Raw genomic sequence first — 19,603 nt, forward strand, 5'->3', positions numbered from 1 at the left:
GTCCATTTGACAAGCCTTTTTTTGAAGGTCAACTTTCCTGGAAAATACGGGGAGAACTACAGTGTGCAGTCTCTGCTTCTCCCCTCTTAAGATCACTTCTCCCCGCCCGCAGCCAGCACCTGGATTCCATCCGCGTATTCATACCCCAGACTCCCGGCCACTGCAGCATTGGTTACCTGTCCAGCTACCACATTCAGGCCGCTCACAAGCGCAGCGTTCTTCACCGCAGCCGCATGAATGCCCAGATTGGCAATCTGTAGCGCGTAGGGGATCGTCACATTGGTCAGCGCCAGTGTCGAAGTCCGGGCGACCGCTCCAGGCATGTTGGCTACGGCGTAGTGGACTACGCCATGCTTCACATACGTCGGGTTCTCATGTGTGGTGATCCGGTCAATGGTCTCAATCGACCCGCCCTGATCAATTGCAACATCCACGATGACAGAGCCCTCTTCCATCTGCTTCACCATATACTCCTTAACCAGCTTTGGCGCACGGGCACCGGGAATCAGCACTGCCCCGATCAGCAGATCCGCACGGCGCACAGCCTGCTCCAGATGATAGGAATCCGACATCACGGTCACCAGCCGTCCGCCAAAAATATCATCCAGCGCGCGCAGACGGCCCGCATTCAGATCCAGAACGGTGACACGTGCCCCCATGCCCAGTGCTATCTTCGCCGCATTTGTGCCGACAATTCCGCCGCCGACAATGACCACCTCTCCCGGTTGTACGCCAGGTACCCCGCCCAGCAGAACGCCTTTGCCGCCATGCGGCTTCTCCAGCAGCCCGGCACCAATCTGCACCGCCATGCGTCCGGCGACCTCACTCATCGGAATCAGCAGCGGCAGCGAGCCGTCCTCAAGTTGAATCGTCTCATAGCCCACGGCGGTCACACTGCTCTCCACCAGCGCTTTGGTCAGCTCCGCTTCAGGTGCCAGATGCAGATAGGTGAATAGAATCAAGCCTTTGCGGAAATAACCGTACTCCTCCGGCAGCGGCTCCTTCACCTTGATAATCATCTCTGCCTTGCTCCAGACCTCAGCAGCCGTATCCAGAATCACTGCACCTTTATCTGAGTACTCCTTGTCACCCATGCCGCTGCCTGCTCCGGCTGAAGCTTGGATGTAGACTTCATGACCTGCCTTCCGGAGTGCTTCCACCCCGGCCGGGGTGATGGCGACGCGGTTCTCGTTATTCTTGATTTCTGCGGGTACGCCAATAATCATGCCGATTCCCCCTAAAAGTTGTGTAAGCATAGCCTTCCTTGATATCTCACCGGCACAACTCGCTCCGGAAGCATCTGCTTAGTTGTGTAAGTATAGTCAACATTCTATCCTTGTGAGATGCGAAAAGAAAGGCTCCCATTCGGGGCCTTCCTCTTCACGGTTAAAGTGAGGCAAGAGGCTCCCTGGCCTCCTGCAGACCGGCTCCCCGTTCCCTTCACCTTAGTATATGCAATTTCACTGCTTAAGGATTAACCTTGGTTTCAAAGGTTTGCTTCCCGTCAACGAATTTCAGCACAACTGCGGCTTTGACCGGGTCATGCTTGTCGTTCAGAGTGATTTTGCCTGTAGCGAGCTGCAGATCCTTAGTCGCTGCCAGTGCTTCTGTAATCTTGGCCGGATCGGCTTCACCGGCGCGGGTGATCGCATCAGCCACCAGCTTCAGGGCATCATAGCCCAGGGCCGCCATACCATCTGGTACTGCTCCGCCGTTAGCCGCTTTGTAGGCATCCACGAAGCTGGTTACTTCAGGAGCTGTATCTTCTGGCGAGTAGTGATTGGACATGAACGTGTTCTCCAGCGCTTTGGCACCGGCGATTTCCGCCAACTGCGGGGAATCCCAGCCATCGCCGCCCAGGAACGGAACGGTGATGCCCATTTCACGGGCCTGCTTCACAATTTTACCTACTTCTTCATAGTAACCAGGCAGGTAGATGACATCCGGGTTCGCTGCTTTGATGCGGGTCAGAACTGCTTTGAAGTCCGAATCCTTCTGCTGGTAGGACTCCTGGCTGAGCACCTCGCCGCCTTTGGCCTTGAAGGTCTCTTCAAAGAACTTCTGCAGACCCTTGGAATAGTCGGACGAAGTATCGGTATAGATGACAGCCGTCTTAGCCTTCAGGGAATCGAGCGCAAAGTTAGCCATTACCTCACCCTGGAACGGATCGATGAACGCTGCGCGGAACACGAATTCATTCACATTGCCGCTGCGCTCATCCACGGTAACCTTCGGATTGGTAGCCCCTACTGAGACAAGCGGAATCTTTTTCTCCATAGCTACCGGAACGATCCCCAGCGTATTGGTCGAAGTGGATGCGCCGATATTGGTCACGACCTTGTCATTGGTGATCAGCTTCTGTGCCGCCTGGGTAGCTTCTTCAGACTTCGATGCATTGTCTGCAACTACCAGTTCCAGCTGCTTGCCGAGTACACCGCCTGCGGCGTTGATCTGCTGAACCGCCAGCTTCGCGCCCTTGGATGCGGAGTCGCCGAAAGAAGCCTGACCGCCTGTGAGCTCAAGGTCAGCCCCGATCTTGATGGTGCCTCCGGCCGTGTTGCCGCCGCTTGCAGAGTTACCGCTGTTCTCTGTGTTGTTGCCGCAGCCGGATGCTAATACCGCAGTCAATACTGCCGACAAGATAATGGCCCCAATTTTCTTCATAGTTTCTCCCAGCCTCCTGATTATTTAGTTTATATATGTTGTTTCTGTGATGCTGCTGTACGATGGATACCCTGCTTAGTGCCCGAGATAAGCCATTTTGATCTCATCGGAGTCGGCCAATTCCTTGGCATCCCCTTCAAGCACTACCCGGCCTGTCTCCAGGACATAAGCGCGGTCAGCGATTTTAAGTGCCTGGTGCGCATTCTGCTCGACCAGCAATACAGTGGTTCCGGCATCATTGACTTCTTTTATAATTTTGAAAATATCCTGGACCAGCAGCGGCGCCAGCCCCATCGACGGTTCATCCAGCAGCAGCAGCTTCGGGTGGCCCATAATTGCCCGGCCCATCGCCAGCATCTGCTGCTCCCCGCCGGACAAGGTTCCCGCCTGCTGCTTCTTGCGCTCAAGCAATCGCGGGAAGGTGTTGTATACCTTCGCGAAGTCCGCAGCCAGACTGCTTCCATCCTGCAGGTAGGCGCCCAATTCGAGATTCTCCTCGACCGACATATTAGCGAATACGCGCCGTCCTTCGGGACAATGGATCAGCCCTTCTTTGACAATCGCCTGTACACTTTGATTCGTTATCGATTTACCCAGGAATTCAATACTTCCTGTCTTGGGCTTCAGCAGCCCCGAGAGCGTCTTAAGCAGCGTTGACTTGCCGGCGCCGTTGGCACCGATTAGCGTCACAATTTCCCCCTGCTTGACGGTGATGCTGAGGTCCTTCAAGGCATGAATCGCTCCGTAATATACATTAATCCCTTGTACTGTAAGCATAGCCCTACGCCTCCTGTCCCAAATACGCTTCGATGACCTTCGGATTGTTGCGGATCTCCGCCGGCGTTCCGTCAGCGATCAGTATTCCGCGGTCCAGCACGTAGATGCGGCTGCAGACCCCCATTACCAGTGACATATCATGCTCAATCAGCAGAATCGTCAGGTCGAACTCCTCCCGGATCCAGGCGATCAGATTCATCAGGTCACGCGTCTCATTCGGGTTCATCCCGGCAGCCGGCTCATCGAGCAAGAGCAGCTTGGGTCCGGCCGCAAGCGCCCGGGCAATCTCCAGACGCCGCTGATTCCCATAGCTCAGGTTGCTCGCTACCTCTTCACTCTGATCAGCCAGATTGAAGATGGAGAGAATATCCATCGCCTTCCGGGTAATCTCCTCTTCGCCCTGGAAATGCTTCGGCAGACGTAGCATCGAAGAGAACAACGAGTGCTTCGCATGCTGATGGAAGGCAATCTTGACGTTCTCCAGCACCGTCATAGCCGTAAACAGGCGGATGTTCTGGAACGTACGCGCAGCGCCTTTATGATTGATCTTGTAGGGCTTCATCCCGCCGATAGACTCATTATTCAAAAGAATCCTGCCCGACGATGGCGGGTACACTCCGGTCAACAGGTTGAATAGTGTGGTTTTACCTGCACCGTTGGGCCCGATCAGGCCGATCAGCTCGCCTTTATCAATATGAAGAGATACCTCGCTGACCGCCTTCAGTCCGCCGAAGGCCCGGCTGGCCGCTTTCACATCAAGGAGTACCGCTGCTCTTGATTGCGTCATTTGCCTTCGCCTCCTTTTTGCCGAACTTGCCAAATGAGAATTTGCTTACGCCAAGCAGGCCGCTTGGACGGAAGATCATCATCAGAATGAGCACAATGGAGTAGATAATCATGCGCCATTCCGGGAATTCACGTAAGTAGGTATACAGCAGGGTAACGAACACCGCACCCACGATAGAGCCCGCGGTACTGCCCAGCCCCCCGAGAACAACCATGACGATGATTTCAAAAGACTTCAGGAAGTTGAAGCTGCCTGGCGTAATAACATAGAACGTATGGGCTGACAGGCCGCCCGCCATTCCGGCAAACAGCGCACCGATAGTGAAGGCAATGATTTTGTAGCGTGTCGTATTAATCCCCATCGCCTCAGCGGCAATCTCATTCTCGCGGATCGCAATACAGGCCCGGCCGTGAGTAGATCTAATGAAGTTATTAATCAGTACAACTGAAATCAGAGTGAAGAAGAAGAGCATGGTCCAGGTGGTTTTGGCCGGAATACCGCTTAGCCCTGAAGCTCCGCCGACAAATTCCGTATTCAGCATAATGATGCGGATGATCTCACCGAACCCCAGCGTGGCAATAGCAAGATAGTCCCCGTTAAGCCGGAGCGTAGGCATCCCGATCAATACACCGAATACCGCTGCCAGCAGCCCACCCGCAAGAATCGCAGGAATGAACGGCACATTGTAGTCAAGAGTCAGGATCGCCGAGGTATACGCACCCACTGACATGAACCCGGCATGACCAATGGAGAACTGCCCGGTAATCCCGGTAATCAGGTTCAGCGACACGGCCAGCATGATGTTAACCCCGATGAGCAGCAGCATAGACTGATTCACATCACTAAGAATTCCCGTTGTTAGAAGAACTTTTACGATTCCATAGAACGCAAGGGCGGTCAGTATGCCCAGCCAGAACTTATTATTTATCTTTTTCACGGCAGCTTCCCCCTACACTTTCTCCCGGACATTCTTGCCGAACAGTCCGGATGGTCTGAAGATAAGGATTAGAATCAGTACCGCAAAGGCTACACCATCACGCCAGGAGGAGAACCCGAGTGAAGAAATCTCTGTCTCAACCGTTCCCAGCAGCAATCCGCCGACAAGCGCACCCGGTATACTGCCAATCCCTCCAAGTACTGCCGCGACAAAAGCCTTAAGCCCGGGCATTACGCCCATGAGCGGATCAACCGAATTGTACGTCATTCCGAAAATCACGCCCGCTGCAGCGGCAAGCGCCGAACCAATTGCGAAGGTGGCTGAAATGGTGCGGTCTACGTTGATGCCCATCAGCCGCGCCGCTTCTACATCGAAGGATACGGCCCGCATAGCTTTTCCCGTCTTGGTGTAACGAACGATATATTGCAGTACAAGCATAAGAATAATCGTTGTTAGCAGAATCATGATCTGGTTGGATTCGACCTGGATGGAGGACCCGAAGAGATGATACTGCTTCTTATCCATAATATCCGGGAAGCCCTTGGCCTGCGGCCCGAGGATCAAGACTCCGGTATATTCGAGCAGGAAGGATACGCCGATCGCTGTAATCAGCGCTGCAATTCGAGTGGACTTACGAAGCGGCTTATACGCCAGACGTTCAATGCTGATACCGAGCAATGCACTGATGGTCATCGAGATGATCAGCGACAAGAGCAGTACAACGATCGGCGGCAATCCGGCATTCGCCAGGTATTTGGCACTGTACAGACCGATGAACGACCCAACCATGAATACATCGCCATGCGCAAAATTAATCAGCTTGATGATACCGTACACCATTGTGTAACCAAGGGCGATCAGAGCGTAAATACTGCCTACGGAAATCCCGTTTATTAGTTGCTGAATGAAATACTCCATCGCCATCCCCTTCTCCCCATATTCATCTTGTATACCCCTTTCTCTGTGCTGCTTCTCTATTCTTGGATTATGATGTCATTTATATTAACACAAGGTCGGAGAATCGTCACTAATAATTGTGGGAATTAATACAAAATTCAATAGTTGGTGTTATATTACATAACATGATATATGTAGGATTCGGTAGGTTTTTGTAGGTTTACGAAAAATGCGTAGAAAACAGTAGAAAAACAGAGGATTTTTAAGCAGGAACGTTTTAGAAGTTGTTTCCTTTTCTTATACAATACTTTTTTTCTGCGCAATTAATATAACATTTGTCTCTTTACAGCATCATTCCTTCAACAAGTGGAAACGGATTTGCCGTCCCTGTAAAGGACGGTACCGTTTCAGCGAGAAATAGAAGGATAAGTTATCATGTGAAACCTATAAATTCTTATATTTTTAATTAAAGAGGTAACGGATTGAACCAGCAGTGTGCGGTAGCAGAGGTCCAGATTATGCGTATAAAAGTTTCCCTACATCTACAGTCTCATAGATGACTGGGCCAAGGTCCCAATGGCCTGCTGGGCTCCAGGTTGTTCCTCACTTCCCCGTTCGTTGCTATACTCTACCAAGCATTACACACATTCAAAGGAGTGAAATTGAAATGAGCACCATCGAAAAAGAGGAGAGCGTCCAATCTGCCAGGAGAGGGTTGCTAGTATTCTTCCTGATACTTATACCCCTTACGGCTATAAGTTACATATTGGCCCTTACTGTAACACCTGTGTACGGCTTGCTGCTGATGTGGGCGCCCGGGATCTCCTCCATACTCACCCGTATCCTGCTTCGTGAGGGCTTCGCGGATATCTCCCTGAGGTTCGGGGGACGGCGCACATTGAAGACGATTCCGTTCATCTTGTTGTTGCCGGTGGCGGTTGGCTTGGTGGCCTACGGGGCAGCCTGGATCACAGGACTGACGGAGTATACCGGCCACAATGGCAATGTTGTCGGTGCGCTAGTCGGGGCGATCCTGATTCAAATGTCTGTTGGGACCGCGATGGGAATCATCAGCAGTGCCGGAGAAGAGTTAGGTTGGAGAGGCTACATGCTGACCCGGCTCATCCAAGCCCGCGTCTCGAAGCCTATTCTCATGAGCGGACTGATCTGGGGCATGTGGCATATCCCGGCGATTCTAATCGGCAGCTACTATTCCGGCCCTTCCCTGGCCTTATCGATCGTATTGTTCATGGTAACCATCAGCTCATTTAACATCATTATTAGTCTATTGCGCTTAAGCACGGGGAGCATATGGCCGGCGGTTCTGCTCCACGCCTCATGGAATGCTATCATTCAGGACGCTTTCGACCGGTACACCAGCGGGAAGAATGCCTATCTCTGGACAGGCGAGTCCGGGATACTGGTGGCTGCTACGCTCGTGATTGCAGCGTGGTTCTTCTACAGAAGATCTGCGTTCGTAAAGGATGCCCGGTTGTAGGTGGAAATGCGGCAAAAAAACAGACAAAGAGTAAGGGGCTGTCTCAAAAAGCCATGAAATGGCTGCCTAGGACAGATCTTTATGCGGAGTGGGATCAACGTAAGCACTTGGATGGACGCTGCGCAAACGGAACGTTGTTACAATCGCTGTTGTGTCCAGATTTCATTATTTTTTACCTTAGCGGTGAAAATCCGGACACAAAGGCGACCGCTACCGCTTTTTCACAATCTTTCCGTCCGCTCCGCTGTTTAAGCGGGATGCGAAAACACATTTTTTTAGCACAAAAAAGAAACCGTCCTTTGGTAAAATGGAGTTACTATTAAAACATGCATCAATGGACCAAAAAGAGAAAGCAGCGATTCTCCAATAACGAGAGAATCGCTGCTCTTTTAACATTTGAAGCTTTTACGAAATCTGAGATCTGACCCGACAATGACCGCCTAGTCCAAATAAACCGCTTTCCCCGTCTGGGCCGATTCATAGATTGCCTCCAGAATCCGGGAGACCACATAAGCCTGTTCAGGAGTCACGACCGGATCTTTATCCTGCTCAATCGCTTCGATCCACTTTCTTAATTCGATATCCGTAGCTTTCTCTTCTTTGCCTTCATAGAAGGCCACTCCTCCGGCACCAAGCTCAATTTCATTCGTGTAGAGCTTGCTATGCTTCTCCCCGTTAATCCGGAGACCGTTCTTCATGTCCGCACCCGCTTCGGTTCCGCTTAAGCTGCACTTGGCTTCATCCACATCCAGCGAATTCAGCGCCCAGCTCGCCTCCAGCGTAATCGTTGCTCCATTCTCCATTACAATCATCCCGAACGCAGAGTCTTCCACGGTGAATTTCTTCGGGTCCCAGGGTCCCCAGGCGTTGGCCGCATCTTCTTTTTGGGAGAGCTCGTGGTATTTGGTCCCCAGCACAACCTTCGGTTTGTAGTTGTCCATCATCCAGAGCGTCAGATCCAGCGCATGGGTTCCAATATCAATGAGCGGGCCGCCCCCCTGCTTCTCCTCATCCAGGAATACCCCCCAGGTAGGGACCGCTCTCCGCCGGATCGCATGTGCTTTCGCATAATAGATATGGCCGAGCTCGCCTGCTTCACAGACTTTTTTCAGATACAGGCTGTCTTGCCGGAACCGGTTGTCATACCCTATGGTCAGCTTCATCCCAGTACGTTTCGCTGCTTCAGCCATACGTTTGGCGTCCGCCGCTGTTTTGGCCATGGGCTTCTCACACATCACGTGCTTGCCCGCTTCCAAGGCTGCAATGGATATTTCCGCATGCGCGTCATTAGGAGTAAGCACATGAACAATATCAATGGAAGCATCCTTCAATAATTCCTGATAGTCCGTATAGACAGCAGCATCTGCACCGCCATATTGTTCAGCAGCCGCTTCAGCCCGTTCCTTGATAATATCGCAAAAAGCTACCACTTGAACCTTATCCTGTCTGCTTAAGGCAGGCAAATGCTTCCCGTTCGCAATCCCTCCACAGCCGATCACTCCAACACGATACACTTTGCTCATCGCCGCACATCCTCACTGTTCATGTATTTTTCGGGCCTTGCGGTATGCAGCCGGAGTCATGCCCAGCCGCTTGCGGAATACCGAATGCAAATAGGTCGCAGTGGTGAACCCCTCGGACTCCGCGATATGTTCGATCGACAGGTTACTGGCTTCAAGCTTGCTGCACACTGCCTTCAACCGGATCTCTTCAAGAATCCGGCTGAAGGTCTGATCCGGATCGATCTGCTTAAATATCCGCTGCAGCTGTCTTGCGCTGATATTCAGCTTCTCTGCAACATTCTCCAGCGTCACGGCGGCTGAATAATTCGCTTCCATGTACTGAACAGCATATTGATAGCGGTAGGTTAACATGTCCCTTACGGGTGCCTCAGCTCCCATCCCGCCTGTATCATAAGCTCTGGTTACCTTCAGCAAGATACTGATCACGAGATGCTTGATGGATGTGTAATATCCCGCAAGCTTGCCGTCACAGGCTTCATAGGCTTCCAGAAAACACTTCATCGCCCTGTGATAATCCTGCGCAGGGACAAGCGGCAGCCTCCTCAGCTTCTCCACACATTCCTCCGCTTCGGCAACCTCCCATGGGTCTGCATCGTTCCGGGGCTTCTCCGCAATATGGATATGCAGACATAACTCCTCCATCGACTCTTCCGCATCTGCTTCCTGACGATGCATCACTCCCGGTCCGGTCAAATAGAGCATTCCCTCCGATAAAGGATACTGCTGATCGCCAAGAATGACGGTTCCCTTGCCCCGCGGTATGAAATGAAATTCAAATTCAGCATGGTTATGGAAATCAATGACCCTCCCCGGCGGAAAAGAGGTCAAATGAAACCGTAGAACGGAAATTTCATAATGTCCCCACAGGATAGAAATATCCAATCTTTCCAACAGATCCATCTTCTCAAACATAATCTCGAAGGGAAAAGGGCTCATGTTAACCTCCTGCTTAGGTTACGTTCTGTCTCGGATTTTGAATCAAGACTTCAGTTCGGCTAACCGGACCACCCGTCCTGCCTTCGCCGAGAGATTGGCCGCCTCCATTAACCGGGTAAGCTCCGTTGCCGCTTGAATATTGTCAGAAGCAAGCGTGTCATCCTGGATGTGGGCCACCCATTGCTCAAAAGCGCTATCACGGTTGGCCAGCACAGGCGTATCGTTCCAGGCAGCCCCTTGATCTGCTGCTTGATTACTTCTAACAAGCAGCTTCGCTTCAGGCGTTCCATAGAGTAGAGTTCCTTCCGTTCCATGCACTTCTATGGTAAAAGGGGAGTAGCTGTTCACGAAGCCGGCTTCCACCACACCGATCGCTCCCGAACCGGTATAGAGCGTCGCTACCGCGTTGTCTTCCACTTCCTTGCCCGTCACATATCCGAAGCTCGCGCTTACCCCGGTCACCTCTTGACCCAGAAACAGTCTGGTCAGGTACATGGGATGACATCCCAGATCAATCAATGCCCCGCCCTGGCATTGCTCGAGACTATAAAAATGCTCGGGAAGCCAGTTGGCCGTTGCGCCGTTATGAGATAAGCGGACTCTGACATAAGTGATCTCCCCCAGCAGTCCCTGGCTTAAAATGTCTTGAACCGTTAACGTATAACCGTCATTTAGCCGCGGCAAGGACACGGTTAGCTTCACTCCATGCTCCGCTACCTCAGAGAGGATTTCGTTCACCTCATTCAGCGTTGCAGCTACAACCTTTTCGGTGAAGATGTGCTTGCCTGCTCTGGCCGCCGCAATCATAACCTCCCGGTGCATATGGGTTGGCGCGTCGACAATCACGGCATCGATATCCTTCCTGGCAAGCATGTCCTCCAAAGAATCATAAAATGGGACATTCAAACTCTCTGCCGCCTTCCTGCCCCTCTCCGCATCCTCGTCCCATACCGCAGCAATCTCCGTATCTTCATGCTCCTGAGCCTGCTTCGTATAATCCCAGGCATGCACATGCCAAAAGCTGATCTTGCCAATCTTAATGCTCACCCGCCTGCACCTCCATATACATTATTCTGACATCACCTATAAAGTATCATATAATAAGCAGTATTTTTAGTAGATAAATGCGACATCGACTATATGGAATTACGACATCAGACAGGAAAATCGTATCTTCCAGGGATTCAGCGTTTCCCGCTAAAGGGACCCGCTTATATGAATCACATTGTTGCACATTATGCAGGATTCTTCTAAAAATATTACGGACTTTGGTACATTGTTGCATCATTTGCAGGATTTCCGGTGTTTAGTGCAACCTAGCGCTAGCTTTGTTGCCTTTCATGCAGAATTTCAGTACTGCTCGCTTCTATTGGGCCGTATTGCTGCACTTCTTGCAGGATTTCTCTACAAGGTTACGGGCTGCGGAGCAAGGCCCCCTCCTTTATCACAGCAGTACCGATTGTATTCGTTTCCCGTATACGTTTAGCCACTTCCCGTTATGGCAGTGCATTGTGTTCGGTTTTCCGCATATATTTGGCCCGAGATCCTTCGCGGCAACACATTGTATTCGGTTTTTCATATACAATCGGGCCAGATACCTTCGCCCAGCAAATTGTATTCGGTTTTTCATATGCACGTCAGAAGAAAATTGTAATTTTCTAAAAACAAAAAAAAGGAGCTCAATATGAGCTCCTTATGTGTTAATTCAAGAACGGAGAGAGAGGGATTCGAACCCTCGCACCGCTTACGCAGTCTAACCCCTTAGCAGAGGGTCCCCTTATAGCCACTTGGGTATCTCTCCAAGTAATGGCTCCCCGAACAGGACTCGAACCTGTGACAACTCGATTAACAGTCGAGTGCTCTACCAACTGAGCTATCAGGGAACATTAACATGAACAAGGATTAATTTATCATGATTCTACAGGTTAGTCAAGCGGGTAGCGAGAGATTCTGAGATCGTTTACAATTCAGACCCACTCCCCATCCAGCGGAATGGCAACGCGGGCGGACAGACCTTCCTGTTCAAGCCGCTCCTTCAATAGCTCCCTCGTCACACGGCAGTGGTTAATCGTATCCATATGCACAGCAATTACCGAAGCAGCCGGAGCGGAATGGCATACCTGCACCACGTCCTGCTCATCCATGGTAATCGGCCCTCCTATCAGGAACCGTGCCCCTCCGGCATTGACAATGATCACCTCAGGCGATTCCTCTTCTATCACCTGCTGAACCTCTTCGCACCAGATCGTATCGCCTGCCAGATACAGCACAGGTTCGCCTTCCGCCCGAAAAACGAAACCCGAAACCTTGCCCATTAATTCTCCGATCTCCCCTGTCCCGTGATGCCCGCCTGTACGCGTCAGAGTCACACCGCCGAAGGACGCAGACCCGCTATCCTTAATCTCAGTAACTCGCCCATAACCTTGGGCCGCAATGGTCTCTCCGTCACCTTCCTGGCAATACACCGGCAACTCCTTGGACAACTGCTCTGCTGCCGCAGCATCCCAATGATCCGGATGCAGATGCGTGACCAGCACTGCATCCGGTTCCAGCCACTGCTGAACAGGGCCCGGCAGAGGCACCAGCGGATTCCGGCGGTCATCGCCTGAATTCATAATCGGCGGATTCACGCCCTGCACACTCAGCATGGGATCGATCAGAAACGTTGCACCGCCGTATTCCAGCCATAGGGTGGCGTGGCGGATCAGCTTTATTTTCATCATATGCACCTCTTCCCGGATGTCTACCTTATGTTCACTTTCTGATACAATAAGTATAAATCAGGGCAAGAAGAGAAGACATTGTGCCGCGAAAGAGATTGTTATGTTCTGCTTTCAGCCGGAAAGGAATTCAAGGAAATGACCTCTTACCTCATCGACAATACCGATTACCGCATCCTCCAGCTCCTTATCGAAGACTCCACCTTAAGCCATAAGGATATCGGGGCGATGGTCCACCTGACCGGCCAGGCTGTAGGCGCACGTGTCCGCAGAATGCGGGAGCTTGGCATCATTGAGGGCTACACCATCCGTTATAACCCGCTGCGGATCGGCCAGAGCATTCACGCCTTTATCACGGTTTTTCTCAGCAGCAATAAGGATCATCCGCCTTTTCAGGCTTTTGCGAAGGCCCATGAGAGTGTCACCGAGCTCTACCGCATCAGCGGGGAGGGCTGTTACTGGATGCGGGTGCGTACTGTGGATCAGGAGGCGCTGACCGCTTTTTTGGATGAACTGCTGAAGTATGGCAATTACCGGGTCAACCTGGACATGGGCCAGATCAAATAAGGACAAATAAGGCTAGGAACTGCCAAGGAGGCCGACATGAGTAACAAGATAGAACCACCCAGAATCACAGATCCCGGGCTACTTACGCCGCAGGACATTCACGCCCTTGCTTCCAAGGACGAATTCAGCAACTGCCTCATTGAAGGAGCGCTCATTGAATATCAGGAGGCTACGCGGGTAGCTTTCGACAAGACTATTTTCAAAAACGTCACCATCACGGAATCCTCGCTGCAGCGCATTGAGCTTACCGATGTGATCTTCGATCATTGCGACCTGTCCAATGTGGATTTCAGCGACGCCTTCATACACCGGACCGAGTTCAGGGATTGCCGCATGATCGGTACAGACTTCACCAGAGCACGATTTCAAAATGTATCCATCACCGGATGTATCGGGGAATTCGCGGTCTTCCGTTTCGCTAACTTCAAAGGGACTTCCTTCGAACGCAGCTCGCTGGTCAGCGCAGATTATTACCAGTCCACCCTGAACGGCCTGTATCTCGCGGAATGTAATCTGGAGCAGGCCACGCTGGCTGGCTGCAAGCTGAAGGGTGTTGACCTGAGCGACTGCGAGTTCACCGGCCTGCTAGTGGATCTTCAGGATCTGGAGGGCTGCATCATCTCTGCGGAGCAGGCGGCTTCTTTTGCCGGACTACTAGGTCTGGTTATCAAAAATTAAGTAGCCGGACCCGCGCCCGCTTCTAGCGCAATCAGCTTCAGCTTACCGGAGCATTTACCGCAGCGGTACCGCCCGGGATCGGCCCGGCGCTTACGCAGATACTCGGTGGCACAGGCAATACATACCAGCTTATACCGGTAAGGCTGCGGCTTGCGGGCCTTGGCTCCCGGCAGGGTCTGACAATACCGGCTGCCGCCGACGCGGGCCAGCAGTGTTTTGAAATCGGCATCCCGGTGCATGTACCCCCGCTTCGCCAGATGCAGATGGTAGTGGCAGAGCTCGTGCTTGATGATCTTCTCCGTCTCCTCCCGTCCGTACATCGCGAGCTGCTGGGGGTTAATCTCTATATTATGGCTCTTGGTAAAATATCGTCCGCCGGTTGTCGTAAGTCTGCTGTTAAAGCTCGCCGTATGCCGGAAAGGCACGCCAAAGCTGTTCAGCGACACCTGCTCGATCCACAGCTGCAGCTCTTCGTTGCTCATACTGGTCATAGCGTTCCTTCACGGTCCTCTCCTCAAGGAAATCAGATCTCTACTTGAATTGTAACTTGCCCATAGGCTACACTGTCAAGAAGGAAGACAAGTCCGGAGGGAGAATGAAAGATGCCTAGAATGCGTTACGTAATTATGCAGCAGGATCAGGAACTGCTATTCGTGGAGATGCCGGAGGAATATGCTTACCAGCTAAGCGCCCTCAATCTTCGCCTGAACAAAGAAATCGACAAGCTGACAGCCGAGAATGTACCCGGACTGCCGCGGGCGGTGGCCGAATGCGAGGCGCTGGAGCTGCTGCGCGAAGAGCATCATCTGGAGTCGGGGCTGGCGTATATTAACCGGCTGGAGCAGGCTTTTGCCTCTATTAAAGAGGAGCATTACCCCCTGATCTCACTACTGACCGAAATCCGGGCGCTCCAGGCCCAGCTTGAACAATGGTATGAAGAGGAAGAAGAACGGGTGCAGTAACGCCGGTTCCGGGCGGCCTTGTGAAATTCGGCTTGGCTACCTGAAACTAACCGTGCACCTTTGGGCGTATTCCCCCATATGCTATCTATACACAGGAAGCATGCAGAGGAGGGGTACCCTTGCCACAATGGCTTCGCCAACAGCTCATGAAGGCCTATCTCAAGAAGGACTGCCGTCAGATTAGACTGCTGAATGAATGCTGGTTCTTTTACCGGAATACCGCCGATTCCCACGAGATGATCCAGAAGAACGTATAGCCGTTATGCAAGTGGAAACGGCTTTGCCGTCCTTTTACAGGACGGTACCGTTTCGGCGGGAAATAGAAGGATAATGTATAGCGTGAAACATATTCATTCTTATATTTGAACAAAAAGCCACGATCCCTTGAGGGGGTTCGTGGCTTTTTGGCGTGAATCCGTCCAAGTCTGCACTTAGCTGGGCAACTGGCTTATTTGAACATCGGGAATACGTATTTCACCAGGAAAAACAGAACTCCGAAGGTGATAATAATGTAAGCTGCATATTTAATGAACGTGGATGCGACAAGACTGGAATCCGATTTGCGGTGCACCTCTGTCCGTTCAACCTCAACACTTCTGTCCTTGTAATTCGGCTCCATCCTCAATCTCTCCTCTCCGTTGATAGCTGCATGTCTTCCATTAACCCGGGGATTTGGAGCTGAAACAGAGCCGCCTACGAACAGATCACTTGTAAAATATGGCTGCTGCGCTTAATCGAAACGGCGGGTGCCAGGCCAAGAGCCTTGCAGCTTGCGGACCAGTACAATCTGTCCCGTATGATAGGCATCGTGCAGAATCAGGCTCATGACCTCTTCGCCTGGCGCATGCCCGGAGCCGCCCCATTCATAAGCGCCTTCCTCCAGAGCTACAATAATCTCGCGCAGCGAGGCATGAATGGACTTCAGCTTGTCTACCGCCTGCTTCCAGTCCTCTTCCCCGCTTCCTGTTACAGTGAATGTAGCGTCATTGCTCTCCAGATCAGGCAATTTCTCCATTCCCTTGAGCTTGCGCAACAGACGCTCCTTATAATACGTCAGATGGTTAACATTCTCCCAAATAGAATTGCCCGCAGCTCCCTCCGGCTTCCAGACGGCCTGTTCACTGTCCACACCTTCAAGCGCCGCACTCAGCGGCGGCTGCCAATCCTCCACATCCATCACATAATCCCAGTTCTCGATCAGCACATCGCTAATTTTGTTTTCCATCTATATCCCTCCTGTAAACAACCCCAATAAAAGTTACACGAGCACTGTAACATATTTGCCAGAGCGTATCAAGTAACTAGTGTAACTCAGTTTTAACTGTTACAATCAAGGGAAAGAACATGTGAAGGGACAGATGAAGCTTGCTGTGGGTAGATTTCATGAACAGCTATTGGCGGAATTGGCGGACTAGTGACCGGAGCACGGACCAGGACCGGCTGGAGGACCCCAAATGGCTGGCGGAATGGCTGGTGGAGCACAAGCTGCCGGCAGCAGCCCCTCCCCGGCCGGAGGAGCTGAAGCAGCTCAAAGGACTGCGCGGCTTGTTATGGGACGAGCTGCAGCGGCTGGTCACGGGAGAGTCTCCGTCCACAGCGCTGCTTGCGCAGTTGAATACGTACATGAGCGACGGGCCCGTGATACGGCAGGTGGTCTGGACGGCAGCAGGTGAAGCCGAGATCTCCCTCCAGCCGCAGCGTGCGGACTGGGGGCAGATTATGGCGGAGGTTGCCGCCTCTTTTGCGGCTGCGCTGCTGGAGAAGGAGCCCTCTCGCTTCCGCATTTGCGGGAATCCCGACTGTCTCTGGGCCTATTACGACGATACCCGCAACCGCTCGAAGCGGTACTGCGACGACAAGCTGTGCGGGAATCTGATGAAGGTCCGGCGGTTCCGGGCACGCAAAAAAGCAGCGGAGGGTGAGCCTTCGAAGGAGTAAGCGTGTTACCGGAGGCGGCGGATGAATCATCGGCAGCGTAAGCAGGTTACCAGGTGAGACAAATTTGACTACACAGCATTCCGCTGCGTCAGCGGGGTCAGCGTAGTATTTTTGCCGGAGTGCTTGGCCGTATAGAGGAGATTATCGACTTCTTCGAACAGCGCTTCTTTGGTGGCGCCTTCGGCATAGCTCTTGAGGCCAATGCTGACGGTCACCGCCCCGTGCTCCATCTCTTCATGAAGCGTCTCCGAGAGCCGGTGGCGAATCCAATCCATGAGGGTGTAAGCCTCCTCGAAGCTCTTCTCGAACAGCAACACCGCAAATTCCTCGCCGCCGTAGCGGGCAGCAATGTCTGCGGGAGAGAGATGGTCCTTGATGATCTGCGCGACCCGGGCCAGCACCAGATCCCCCATACGGTGTCCATATTTATCGTTAATTCGCTTGAAATTATCGATATCTACCAGCGCAAGATGGAATGGGGCACCCTGACTGCCGTATTCCATCGCTTTTTCATAGAATTCGTGAAAAGAAATATGGTTATACAGTCCTGTCAGTGCATCGGTGGTAGACAGCTTGCGGATCACCGCATTCTCAATCATCAGATCCTGCTTGGCTGTCAGAGTGGCTTCCAGATCGCTTGCCAACTCGCGCCCGTTAATGATGATAATCCCCGCCACCAGCGTGCCAACTAGCAGGAAGAGCGGGATCGCAATCAGGTCGAAATCCGTCAGATAATACTTGAACCAGTAATCCCAGCGGTAGAGAATGAAGAAGGCCGCCGCCTGCAGGCCAGAGGTGAACAAGGTGAGATCCAGCCGAAAAAAGATCGCCGACGCAATAATCGGCAGCAGCATCAACGCCCCGATAATCCGTATATCCATATTCAGATGAATAATCATCATCGCGATAATTGTCCCCGCCACAAACAGCAGCACGAAGGAATACTTCGGTGCCGCAACATCCACCAGTTGCGTCAACCCAACCACCGCACTCATTAGTAGCGTCGGATAGAGCAACACATCATAGTAGAACTCGTGCGCTCCCATGGGATACGGCAAACATACAAAAGACCCCAGCTGGGCCAGGAAATGCAGAGCAATCACCAGCCAGTACGTATACAGAAACCGCTTGACCCACTTCGCCTGCCGGTGCGCCGAAGTCTCCGAAGGGCCCATGTAATCTCTCAATCTCAACGCTCTCACCTGTTGCCCCCCCCCGATTAAATTCACACATAGGATGTACACATTGGTCCTATTCTAACATGCCAGGGTCCGGGTCGGATACTCACTTGCGGGATATGTACTTGTGGGGGGTGGGGGAGGGTTAGTGGGATTGGTGAAGTATAGGGGCGAAAGGACGGGGGGTGGGAGCTTGGGGGCAGGTGTTGGTATGAGGGCGATTATTCTTTGTGCGATTTCAATACATGCTCGTACATAAGGAGGGGCCAGACCATGCCTGTGATAGTGCCGATCGCCCCACTTTTAATACACACCCCTACATGAGGAGCTACGCCGACGCGCCGATCGCGAAGCCAGGCTTCATCCGATTTCAATCCACGCACTCATGTAGAGTGCGACAGCGGAAATGGGCATAATCGATGCCTTTCCCCTATCGTTTTACTTCTTTTCCCTTAATATTATATCAGTAAAGTATGAATCACACCTTGACATTCAACTAGCACTCTCGATCTTTCAAGGATTCGACAAATTTCGAGGTGCGAAGATCCTTGAGATTTCATGGGAGCTTGGCATTCGCACCGATTCTCTTTTTCCATTTTAATTCATCGCAAGTATTCTGCATAACTATAAATCTCTCAATATTGTAGTTTTTTTGTTGTGTTCAAGGTATTACATGTCCATCAATCCATTCGATATACTAAGGACAGGTCATTACTAAGCTGAAACGTATGAAGAAGAAGGGAATCTGACTCGATGAAAAAACTAATAGTAAAGTCCGTAGGTATTGTTGCCCTTATAAGCTACATAGTAGGGTGTACTGATCCTTCTCAAATTCAAACTGCGGAGGCGAAAGCAGCGCCAACCCAGACCCCAAAGCCAGCGGCCAAAGCAGATAATATCAATGCACTAATTCCGGCAGGTTGGCACATTCTAGAGCCTGTTCTCGGAGAGAAGGCCATCGCCAAAGGTGACCTAAATAAAGACGGTGTCTCCGATCTTGCAATGGTCATAGAGAAGAATTCAGTCAAGGACGAGGCGTCTCCACGGTCACTCTTAATTGCTTTTGGTGGCAAAAATAATAAGTACACCCTATCCATCATCGCCAAAAATGTCATTTTGCGGGCGGATGAGGGCGGAGTTTGGGGCGATCCTTTTGATAGCCTGACCATTGACCGGGGTTCTGTCCTGGTTAGCGATTATGGGGGGAGCAACTGGAGATGGTATAACAAATATAGATTCCGGTATCAAGATAAGGATTGGTTTTTGATCGGTTACACGAGCGGTAGCTACTTTACAGGAGCAACCACCATAGATCAAGCGGACGAGGATGATATCAATTTTTTGACCGGACAATTTATTGAGAGAAGAACGGACGAACAAGGACATACCACAACGAAAAAAGGAACTCAGAGGAAAAAACCTTTGATCCGCCTAAAGGAGTTCAACTCCGAAAATTTATAGCAAGTGTTTAGAAGTAACCCATACTTATCGGCCAGCATTTTTACCATCGTTGATTTTCCAGCATAGGCTGTCCCATTTAT

The 19,603-nt window shown here is 51.7% G+C and carries 21 protein-coding genes and 2 tRNA genes; 7 read left to right on the forward strand and 16 right to left on the reverse strand.

What is annotated here, in order from left to right:
* Positions 1-92 precede the first annotated feature (92 nt).
* The 6 genes from ald to C162_RS20710 form a co-directional block, all read right to left on the reverse strand.
* Positions 93-1,226, reverse strand: coding sequence for an alanine dehydrogenase (gene ald / locus C162_RS20685; RefSeq protein WP_036697206.1), 1,134 nt, complete (start codon positions 1,224-1,226; stop codon positions 93-95).
* A 241-nt stretch (positions 1,227-1,467) separates the two neighbouring features.
* Positions 1,468-2,664: an ABC transporter substrate-binding protein gene (locus C162_RS20690; RefSeq protein ID WP_036697209.1), complete on the reverse strand. Its 1,197-nt coding sequence runs from the start codon at positions 2,662-2,664 to the stop codon at positions 1,468-1,470.
* A gap of 75 nt (positions 2,665-2,739) precedes the next feature.
* Positions 2,740-3,441, reverse strand: a complete 702-nt coding sequence (locus C162_RS20695) for an ABC transporter ATP-binding protein (RefSeq protein ID WP_036697211.1) — start codon at positions 3,439-3,441, stop codon at positions 2,740-2,742.
* A 4-nt stretch (positions 3,442-3,445) separates the two neighbouring features.
* Entirely contained in the window at positions 3,446-4,228 is a 783-nt protein-coding gene (locus C162_RS20700) for an ABC transporter ATP-binding protein (RefSeq protein WP_036697214.1), read from the reverse strand.
* Positions 4,197-5,165, reverse strand: coding sequence for a branched-chain amino acid ABC transporter permease (locus C162_RS20705; protein WP_051493791.1), 969 nt, complete (start codon positions 5,163-5,165; stop codon positions 4,197-4,199). The genes C162_RS20700 and C162_RS20705 overlap by 32 nt, the downstream gene beginning before the upstream one ends.
* Before the next feature lie 12 nt (positions 5,166-5,177).
* On the reverse strand, positions 5,178-6,083 hold the full coding sequence (locus C162_RS20710) for a branched-chain amino acid ABC transporter permease (RefSeq protein ID WP_036697217.1): 906 nt from the start codon (positions 6,081-6,083) through the stop codon (positions 5,178-5,180).
* Positions 6,084-6,729: 646 nt separating this feature from the next.
* On the opposite strand from C162_RS20710, the gene C162_RS20715 reads away from it, so the two are divergent.
* Complete coding sequence (locus tag C162_RS20715; RefSeq protein ID WP_051493792.1) at positions 6,730-7,560, forward strand: type II CAAX endopeptidase family protein; 831 nt, start codon at positions 6,730-6,732, stop codon at positions 7,558-7,560.
* Positions 7,561-8,000: 440 nt separating this feature from the next.
* Here C162_RS20715 and C162_RS20720 read toward each other — a convergent pair whose 3' ends face one another.
* The 6 genes from C162_RS20720 to C162_RS20745 all read right to left on the reverse strand — a co-directional run bounded on the left by C162_RS20720 (position 8,001) and on the right by C162_RS20745 (position 12,739).
* Positions 8,001-9,083, reverse strand: coding sequence for a Gfo/Idh/MocA family protein (locus tag C162_RS20720; RefSeq protein ID WP_036697220.1), 1,083 nt, complete (start codon positions 9,081-9,083; stop codon positions 8,001-8,003).
* A gap of 12 nt (positions 9,084-9,095) precedes the next feature.
* Entirely contained in the window at positions 9,096-10,019 is a 924-nt protein-coding gene (locus C162_RS20725) for a helix-turn-helix domain-containing protein (RefSeq protein ID WP_036697223.1), read from the reverse strand.
* A 42-nt stretch (positions 10,020-10,061) separates the two neighbouring features.
* Complete coding sequence (locus C162_RS20730) at positions 10,062-11,066, reverse strand: Gfo/Idh/MocA family protein (RefSeq protein WP_036697226.1); 1,005 nt, start codon at positions 11,064-11,066, stop codon at positions 10,062-10,064.
* Positions 11,067-11,731: 665 nt separating this feature from the next.
* Positions 11,732-11,820, reverse strand: a tRNA-Ser gene (locus C162_RS20735).
* Positions 11,821-11,826: 6 nt separating this feature from the next.
* A tRNA-Asn gene (locus tag C162_RS20740) sits at positions 11,827-11,902 on the reverse strand.
* Positions 11,903-11,986: 84 nt separating this feature from the next.
* Positions 11,987-12,739 carry an MBL fold metallo-hydrolase gene (locus C162_RS20745; RefSeq protein ID WP_036697228.1) on the reverse strand — a complete coding sequence of 251 codons (753 nt, stop codon included), beginning with the start codon at positions 12,737-12,739 and terminating at the stop codon, positions 11,987-11,989.
* A gap of 138 nt (positions 12,740-12,877) precedes the next feature.
* Between C162_RS20745 and C162_RS20750 the strand changes: the two genes are divergently transcribed.
* The gene (locus C162_RS20750) at positions 12,878-13,306 is read left to right on the forward strand and encodes an Lrp/AsnC family transcriptional regulator (RefSeq protein WP_036697430.1); all 429 of its coding nucleotides are present in this window, start codon (positions 12,878-12,880) and stop codon (positions 13,304-13,306) included.
* Positions 13,307-13,342: 36 nt separating this feature from the next.
* Complete coding sequence (locus C162_RS20755; protein ID WP_036697231.1) at positions 13,343-13,984, forward strand: pentapeptide repeat-containing protein; 642 nt, start codon at positions 13,343-13,345, stop codon at positions 13,982-13,984.
* On the opposite strand, the gene C162_RS20760 is transcribed toward C162_RS20755, so the two are convergent.
* Positions 13,981-14,466, reverse strand: a complete 486-nt coding sequence (locus C162_RS20760) for a SprT family protein (protein WP_051493793.1) — start codon at positions 14,464-14,466, stop codon at positions 13,981-13,983. The genes C162_RS20755 and C162_RS20760 overlap by 4 nt on opposite strands.
* A 120-nt stretch (positions 14,467-14,586) precedes the next feature.
* Here C162_RS20760 and C162_RS20765 point away from each other — a divergent pair, with 120 nt between their 5' ends.
* Both C162_RS20765 and cmpA read left to right on the forward strand, forming a co-directional pair.
* Positions 14,587-14,946 (forward strand): hypothetical protein, encoded by a 360-nt coding sequence (locus C162_RS20765; protein ID WP_036697237.1) that lies wholly within the window; start codon positions 14,587-14,589, stop codon positions 14,944-14,946.
* Between the two features lie 119 nt (positions 14,947-15,065).
* Entirely contained in the window at positions 15,066-15,203 is a 138-nt protein-coding gene (cmpA, locus tag C162_RS36060) for a cortex morphogenetic protein CmpA (RefSeq protein ID WP_143804182.1), read from the forward strand.
* A 191-nt stretch (positions 15,204-15,394) separates the two neighbouring features.
* On the opposite strand, the gene C162_RS36650 is transcribed toward cmpA, so the two are convergent.
* Both C162_RS36650 and C162_RS20770 read right to left on the reverse strand, forming a co-directional pair.
* Complete coding sequence (locus tag C162_RS36650; RefSeq protein ID WP_200869223.1) at positions 15,395-15,565, reverse strand: hypothetical protein; 171 nt, start codon at positions 15,563-15,565, stop codon at positions 15,395-15,397.
* A 111-nt stretch (positions 15,566-15,676) separates the two neighbouring features.
* Positions 15,677-16,171: a DinB family protein gene (locus C162_RS20770; protein ID WP_036697238.1), complete on the reverse strand. Its 495-nt coding sequence runs from the start codon at positions 16,169-16,171 to the stop codon at positions 15,677-15,679.
* Between the two features lie 140 nt (positions 16,172-16,311).
* On the opposite strand from C162_RS20770, the gene C162_RS20775 reads away from it, so the two are divergent.
* Positions 16,312-16,884, forward strand: coding sequence for a CGNR zinc finger domain-containing protein (locus C162_RS20775; protein ID WP_036697240.1), 573 nt, complete (start codon positions 16,312-16,314; stop codon positions 16,882-16,884).
* A gap of 68 nt (positions 16,885-16,952) precedes the next feature.
* On the opposite strand, the gene C162_RS20780 is transcribed toward C162_RS20775, so the two are convergent.
* Positions 16,953-18,086: a GGDEF domain-containing protein gene (locus tag C162_RS20780; RefSeq protein ID WP_327196388.1), complete on the reverse strand. Its 1,134-nt coding sequence runs from the start codon at positions 18,084-18,086 to the stop codon at positions 16,953-16,955.
* A 729-nt stretch (positions 18,087-18,815) separates the two neighbouring features.
* On the opposite strand from C162_RS20780, the gene C162_RS20790 reads away from it, so the two are divergent.
* Positions 18,816-19,523 (forward strand): hypothetical protein, encoded by a 708-nt coding sequence (locus tag C162_RS20790; RefSeq protein WP_036697244.1) that lies wholly within the window; start codon positions 18,816-18,818, stop codon positions 19,521-19,523.
* The last annotated feature ends 80 nt before the right edge of the window (positions 19,524-19,603 follow it).

It is taken from the genome of Paenibacillus sp. FSL R7-269 (assembly GCF_000517865.1).
GTDB lineage: Bacteria > Bacillota > Bacilli > Paenibacillales > Paenibacillaceae > Paenibacillus_AQ.